Below are 6,489 nucleotides of genomic sequence, written 5' to 3' on the forward strand. Positions count from 1 at the left end.
GAGATTCCGTTTATTTTAGTATTACCTCTATGTTTGTCGTTTGTAAAATGAAATGTTTTAGAATAGTTTTCAATAAAACGTTTGGCTAAAGGTGTTTGTTTATCTTTATAGGAATTAGGCCAATTGTGAAAGTAAATTTCATTTAAAATACTGTCAGATTTGTTATAAAATGTAGTCTCTTGTTGAATTTTAATTTCGTTAGTTTCTTGAAATAAAGTAGCATACATACTTATTTTATTTGTTTGAGCAAAGACTTTGCTGAAACAGATAAAAGCAATTATAAACAGAAAATATGTGTACTTTTTCAAGGGTTGTTAAAGTTTAGAAATTAGGGCTTAAACTGTATTTTTTGTAGAAGGTATCTATAACTTCTAAAACTTCATCTTCAGTATCTACTAAAGAAATTAAATTGAGGTCTTTTGGACTTATATTTCCTTCTTCGAGCAAGGTGTTCTTGATCCAATCTAACAAGCCAGACCAGAATTTAGTGCCTACTAAAATTATTGGAAACTTACCAATTTTTTTTGTTTGAATTAAAGTGATAGCTTCAAACAATTCGTCTAGAGTTCCAAAACCACCAGGCATTACAACAAAACCTTGAGAATATTTTACAAACATTACTTTACGAACAAAAAAGTAGTCGAAATCCAAACTTTTATCTGAATCTATATAAGGATTGTCATGTTGCTCAAAAGGTAATTCAATGTTTAATCCAACCGACGTTCCTTTACCTCGAGCAGCACCTCTATTACCAGCTTCCATAATTCCTGGACCACCCCCAGTAATAACTCCGTAACCGTTTTTTGTTAAGTTATAAGCAATACTTTCTGCTAATTTATAGTATTTGTGGTCTTCTTTTGTACGTGCAGAACCAAAAATACTTACGCACGGACCAATTTTGCTTAAACGCTCATAACCATCCACAAATTCTGCCATAATTTTAAATATAGCCCAAGAATCGTTGGTTTTAATTTCGTTCCAAGTTCTTTGTTGAAACTTTTCTCTTATTTTTCTATCTTCATTTGGAATCATATACTTTTAATATCTTTTTTTAAGTTGCTAAATATAAGTTTAAAAAAGTTTGCGGACTAATGTAATTCTTTTTTTAAGAATTTAGCAGTATAGCTTTTTTTATTCAAACTTATTTCTTCTGGAGTACCGCAGCATATTAACTCACCTCCATTTTTTCCACCTTCCATTCCTATATCAATAACGTAATCTGCTAATTTTATTACATCCATATTGTGCTCTATAACAAGTATTGTATTTCCTTTGTTTGTTAATTTATTTAAAACTTCCATAAGTACACGAATGTCTTCAAAATGGAGTCCAGTAGTTGGTTCATCTAATATGTAAAATGTGTTTCCAGTATCTCTTTTAGACAATTCTGCGGCTAATTTTATACGTTGCGCTTCACCACCAGAAAGTGTTGTAGATTGCTGTCCAAGTTTAATATAACCCAAACCAACATTGTTTATCGTTTTTAATTTTCTATAAATTTTTGGAATGTTTTCAAAAAATACAACGGCATCTTCAATAGTCATATTTAATACATCTGAAATAGATTTTCCTTTGTATCTAATTTCTAAGGTTTCTCTGTTAAAACGTTTTCCTTGGCAGGTTTCACATTCTACATGCACATCTGGTAAAAAGTTCATTTCAATAACACGAACACCACCACCTTGGCAAGTTTCACAACGCCCACCTTTTACATTAAATGAAAACCTTCCGGGTTTATAACCTCTAATAGCAGCTTCGCTGGTTTTTGCGTACAAACTTCTAATTTCACTAAAAACACCTGTGTAAGTTGCAGGGTTAGAGCGTGGAGTTCTGCCGATAGGAGATTGGTCAATATCAATAACTTTATCTACATGTTCTAAACCTTTTACCAATTTGTATGGCATTGGTTTTTTTACACCTCTGTATATATGTTTGTTTAAAATTGGATATAATGTTTCATTTATTAAAGTGGATTTTCCACTGCCGGAAACACCCGTTACACAAATTAGTTTACCTAAAGGAAAATCTACAGTAACATTTTTTAAGTTGTTTCCTGTTGCACCAGATAATGTAATTTTTTTTCCATTTCCTTTTCTTCTTTTTTTAGGTACTGCAATTTCTTTTGTTCCATTTAAGTAATGGGCAGTTAAGGTGTTGTGTGTTTTTAATTCTTCAAAAGTACCTTCACTTACAATTTCACCTCCGTGCACACCTGCGCCAGGACCAATATCCAGCACAAAATCGGCATGTTCAATCATATCCTTATCGTGTTCAACCACTATTACAGAATTACCAACATCTCTTAAATTTATAAGCGATTTTATTAGTTTTGCATTATCTCTTTGGTGTAAACCAATACTTGGTTCGTCTAAAATATAAAGGACTCCAACCAATTGAGAGCCGATTTGCGTTGCTAATCTAATGCGCTGCGCTTCACCACCTGAAAGTGACTTTGAACTTCTATCTAAGGCTAAATAATCTAAACCAACATCCAATAAAAATTGAATGCGAGTTCTAATCTCTTTTAGTATTTCCGAAGCTATTTTTAGCTGTTTTTTAGATAATTTATCTTCAATATTTGAAAACCAATCTGCTAATTCTGAAATGTCTAACTGCGCTAATTCTGAAATATTTTTATTATTTATTTTAAAATATAAAGCTTCTTTTTTAAGACGATTGGCATTGCACGTTTCGCAATCAATTTCGTCCATAAAATTGTTTGCCCATCGTTTTATTGAAGTTGAGTCGCTCGATTTGTGTTGATTTTCAATAAAGTTTACAATACCTTCAAAATCAATTTCATAATTTCGAGTAATCCCCATTGTTTTGGAAGCAATTTCAAACTTTTCATTTCCACCGTTTAAAATAATATCTAAAGCTTCTTTTGGGATTTTAGATATTGGATCTGTTAATTGAAAATTATAGCGTTCTGCAATAAGTTGTAATTGTTTAAAAATCCAACTATTTTTTTGCTCACCAATTGGAGCGATACCACCACTTTTTATTGAAATAGCAGTATTCGGAATTATTTTTTGAATATTAACTCTATTAACTCTACCAAGTCCATTACAAGTAGGACAAGCACCTTTTGGTGAATTAAATGAAAATGAATTAGGTTCAGGATTCGGATACGAAATTCCGGTTTCTGGACACATTAATTCTCGGCTAAAATAGCGTGGAATATCTGTATTATGTTCTAAAACCATCAATACATTTTCTCCGGAATATAAGGCAGTTGTAATGGTCTCTTCCAGTCTTTTTTCAGAAGAATTATTAATTAACAAGCGGTCAATTACAATTTCAATATCGTGCGTTTTGTACCTGTCTAAACGCATACCTTTTTCAAGGTCTTTTATTTCTCCATCTACGCGTACTTTTACAAAACCTTGTTTTGCAATTTGCTCAAATAACTCTCTATAATGACCTTTTCTAGATTTAACTACAGGAGCTAAAATTGCTATTTTTTTTTCGTTGAAATCAGTTAAAATTAATTCTTTTATTTGTTCATCGCTATAACTCACCATTTTTTTATTGGTGTTATAGCTGTACGCATCTGCTGCTCTCGCAAATAATAATCGTAAAAAGTCGTAAATTTCTGTAATGGTACCAACCGTTGATCGAGGACTTTTATTCGTGGTTTTTTGTTCAATAGAAATTACAGGCGAAAGACCATCAATTTTATCAACATCTGGTCGTTCTAATCCGCCTAAAAATTGTCTGGCATACGCTGAAAATGTTTCAATATACCTACGCTGACCTTCAGCATAGATAGTGTCAAAAGCTAACGACGATTTCCCGCTACCACTTAAACCAGTTATCACAACTAGCTTTTCTCTAGGAATACGAACATCAATATTTTTTAAATTATGAACACGTGCACCTAATACTTCAATATATTCTTGTTGTTTTGTCATTAGATTTTTGGAAAGTTGCAAAGTTAAAAAAATGAAATTACAATTTTAATGTAGTAGTACATCTTATTTTGAAAATTAGTATATTGCGTTAAAATATGTAAGCATTGAACTGGATTAATTCTTTAAGACATTTTTTTGAAAAACACGGTTTTGCCGTGTCATCTAGATTTGCAGATAGATTAGGAATGAACGTATCTAATGTGCGTTTATTTTTTATTTATATTTCATTTGTAACTTTAGGATTTTCCTTTGGAATTTATTTGACATTGGCATTTTTACTGCGCTTAAAAGATTTAATTTATACTAAAAGGAGTTCGGTATTCGATTTATAAAATACTATGAAAAGTAAATCAAAATTAGTTATTTCAATTGGGTTATTACTTATAGTAATTGCAATAGGAGTTGGAGGTTATATGACCCTTTCTGATGATAATTTTATAGATTCATTGTATATGACAATTATTACAATGACAACTGTTGGATTTGGTGAAATTCATCCACTTACCAACAACGAAAAGCTATTTACAATATTTTTAATTTTAATAAGTATAATGGTTTACGGGTATACCGTAACAGCCTTAACAGAATATTTAGCAAGTGGAAAAATATTAGAACAATTAAAACAAAAAAAAGTGCAACAAAAAATTCAGAATTTAAAGAATCATACTGTAGTTTGTGGTTACGGACGTAATGGAAAACAGGCAGTTGCTAAATTAATTCAATTTAATCAACCTTGTGTAGTAATTGAAAAAAGAGTAAATGAAGTTGCTGAATTAGAAAAAGACAATATTTTATTTATTGAAGGAGATGCAACAAACGATGAAGATTTAGCAAAAGTAGGATTGGAGAGAGCTAAAAGCTTAATAACTGCATTGCCTTCAGATGCAGATAACTTATTTGTAGTGTTATCTGCACGTCAGTTTAATAAAAATTTCACTATTATAAGTAGGGCTTCAAATGAATCTTCTTACGGAAAACTAAAGTTTGCAGGAGCTACAAATGTAATTATGCCAGATAAGTTAGGTGGTGCTCATATGGCATCTCTTGTTGTTACTCCAGATTTAATAGAATTTGTTGATAGGCTAACAATAACGGGCGATGTTGAAGCTAATTTAGAAGAAATATCAGTAAATGAATTGCCTTCAGAATATATTTTAAAAACTATTTTAGATTTAGATTTAAGAAAACAAACAGGTTGTAATGTAATTGGTTTTAAAACACAACAAAATGAATATATTATCAACCCAGATGCAACTACAAAATTAGAAAAAGACACCCATTTAATTGTTTTAGGAAACAAAGAACAAATACTGAAATTGAGAGAGATATTTTAAGTTTTATTTAATTCATATACCATTATTTAGATTGATACTAAATTTTCTTTTAAATTGTTAAAAACTTGTAGTAACCTCATTTTTTTTCCATATTGCAGCAACTTTTAAAAATTAACCAAAAAATTATGAAGAATAAACTTCTTTTGCTATTAGCAATAATAGTCCCATTGTTATCATTTGGACAAGAGACAGCACAAAAAGGATTAGATGAAAAAATTAATGATTGGTTTGAGCCAATTACAGCTAAATGGGAAGGAATTGTATTCTGGGTTGTACCTGGTACAGGTGTTCCTTTAGTAGTTTTTTTATTAGTTATTGGTGCATTATTTTTTACAGTTTATTTTCGCTTTATTAACTTAAGGAGGTTTGGTTTAGCAATTAATGTAGTTAGAGGTAAATATGAAGATGAGGAAGAACACGGAATTGAAAAGGCAGATTTAAATATAGTAGATGGAGATTTAGTTGATACCATACGAGATGAAAGCAAGGAAGGTGAAGTGAGTCATTTTCAAGCTTTAGCAACAGCAGTCTCGGGTACAGTTGGTCTTGGAAATATTGCAGGGGTTGCTTTAGCAATATCTATAGGTGGTCCTGGAGCAACATTCTGGATGGTAGTTGCAGGTTTGTTAAGTATGTCCACAAAGTTTGTTGAATGTACTTTAGGTGTAAAATATAGAGATGTTGGCGAAGATGGAACCGTTTACGGTGGTCCAATGTATTACCTTACTAAAGGTATGGCTGAAAGAGGTTTTAAAAAATTCGGTAAAGTTTTAGCAGTAGTTTTTGCAATTTTATGTGTGGGAGCTTCATTTGGTGGTGGAAACGCTGTTCAATCTAATCAGGCAGCAGAACAATTGGCTGCAATGATGGGTATGCAAGGTGGTTACACAGGAACTCTTATTGGTGTTGGAATTGCTATAATTGTTGGTTTTGTAATTATTGGAGGTATTAAAAGAATTGCTTCAGTAACAGAAAAAGTTGTACCATTTATGGCTGTTATATATGTTCTTGCTTGTCTTATAGTAATGGTTGATAATTGGAGTTATATAGATGATGCATTTGCATTAATTTTTAGAGAGGCTTTTAGTCCAAGCGCAGGTTTAGGTGGTTTTTTTGGAGTTTTAATAACAGGTTTTAGACGTGCGGTATTTTCTAATGAAGCAGGAGCAGGTTCAGCCGCAATTGCACATTCTGCCGTAAGAACTAATTACCCAGCTTCTGAAGGTATTGTTTCTTTGTTA

General features: G+C 31.5%; 6 protein-coding genes. 3 read left to right on the forward strand and 3 right to left on the reverse strand.

Features of this window, described 5'->3' with window-relative positions; translation table 11 throughout:
* The 3 genes from AB1Z17_RS12600 to uvrA form a co-directional block, all read right to left on the reverse strand.
* The coding region (locus AB1Z17_RS12600; protein WP_368052137.1) for a hypothetical protein at positions 1-227 on the reverse strand (227 nt) is incomplete at its 3' end.
* Positions 228-321: 94 nt separating this feature from the next.
* A complete protein-coding gene (locus AB1Z17_RS12605) occupies positions 322-1,032 on the reverse strand; it encodes a TIGR00730 family Rossman fold protein (protein ID WP_368052138.1) in 711 nt (236 codons plus the stop codon).
* 56 nt (positions 1,033-1,088) lie between these two features.
* On the reverse strand, positions 1,089-3,914 hold the full coding sequence (gene uvrA, locus AB1Z17_RS12610) for an excinuclease ABC subunit UvrA (protein WP_368052139.1): 2,826 nt from the start codon (positions 3,912-3,914) through the stop codon (positions 1,089-1,091).
* A gap of 104 nt (positions 3,915-4,018) precedes the next feature.
* On the opposite strand from uvrA, the gene AB1Z17_RS12615 reads away from it, so the two are divergent.
* From AB1Z17_RS12615 to AB1Z17_RS12625, 3 genes are all read left to right on the forward strand, one after another.
* On the forward strand, positions 4,019-4,246 hold the full coding sequence (locus tag AB1Z17_RS12615) for a PspC domain-containing protein (protein WP_134247693.1): 228 nt from the start codon (positions 4,019-4,021) through the stop codon (positions 4,244-4,246).
* A 6-nt stretch (positions 4,247-4,252) separates the two neighbouring features.
* Entirely contained in the window at positions 4,253-5,248 is a 996-nt protein-coding gene (locus AB1Z17_RS12620; RefSeq protein WP_368052140.1) for a TrkA family potassium uptake protein, read from the forward strand.
* A gap of 125 nt (positions 5,249-5,373) precedes the next feature.
* Positions 5,374-6,489 (forward strand): alanine/glycine:cation symporter family protein (locus AB1Z17_RS12625; protein ID WP_368052141.1); only part of this gene is annotated, 1,116 nt, incomplete at its 3' end.

It is taken from the genome of Lutibacter sp. (assembly GCF_040883305.1).
Classification (GTDB): Bacteria; Bacteroidota; Bacteroidia; order Flavobacteriales; family Flavobacteriaceae; genus Lutibacter.

What these genes read in the sequence shown, in the direction of transcription:
- uvrA (WP_368052139.1), bottom strand. Translation starts at nt 3,914, where the DNA reads ATGACAAAACAACAAGAATATATTGAAGTATTAGGTGCACGTGTTCAT.
- AB1Z17_RS12620 (WP_368052140.1), top strand. Translation starts at nt 4,253, where the DNA reads ATGAAAAGTAAATCAAAATTAGTTATTTCAATTGGGTTATTACTTATA.
- AB1Z17_RS12605 (WP_368052138.1), bottom strand. Translation starts at nt 1,032, where the DNA reads ATGATTCCAAATGAAGATAGAAAAATAAGAGAAAAGTTTCAACAAAGA.